Source organism: Komagataeibacter kakiaceti JCM 25156, from assembly GCF_000613305.1.
Genome location: NZ_BAIO01000930.1, coordinates 1 through 513, shown reverse-complemented (window position 1 = coordinate 513; position 513 = coordinate 1). Strand labels below are relative to the sequence as shown.

1 protein-coding gene and 1 pseudogene are annotated in these 513 nt (G+C 65.5%); both read right to left on the bottom strand.

Going from position 1 to position 513, the window contains the following annotated elements; all coding sequences use genetic code 11:
- On the bottom strand, positions 1-373 hold a 373-nt coding region (locus tag JCM25156_RS20110), incomplete at its 3' end, for an ATP-binding cassette domain-containing protein (RefSeq protein ID WP_025814569.1).
- A pseudogene (locus JCM25156_RS31895) lies at positions 370-513 on the bottom strand (ABC transporter permease); the annotation flags it as partial. The pseudogene JCM25156_RS31895 and the gene JCM25156_RS20110, both read right to left, overlap by 4 nt.

Sequence of the window (513 nt, the reverse complement as noted above, 5' to 3'; positions counted from 1 at the left end):
CGGCGCGAGGGGCGGCCAGACCCAGCCCCTCCAGCCCCAGTTCCACATTGCGCACCACGCTGCGCCATGGCATGAGCTTGGCGTCCTGAAACACCATGGCCGTGGGCCTGTGCGCGGCGGCGGGCGGGGAGTTCAGGATGACCCGTCCCTCACCCGGCGGGACAAGCCCCATGATCACGCGCAGCAATGTGGACTTGCCCACACCGGACGGGCCAAGCAGGGCCACGAATTCGCCGCGCCGTATTTCCAGATCCACATGCCGCAGGATAAAGCTGCGCCCCCCGTCATGCGACAGGCCGATATCCTCCAGCCTTACGACGACATCCGCTTCCTGTCCCGCCCGCGCGGTGGGCTCCGTCATGACCGTATTCATCCCTGCCAGCCCATCAGCCGTTTGCGCACCATCATGAACAGCGTATCGGTCAGGGCGTATAACAGGGCCATGGTCAGCATGTAGACCACCACCAGATCCGTCGCCAGCAGGCTGGAAGCCTGCATCATGCGCGCCCCGAT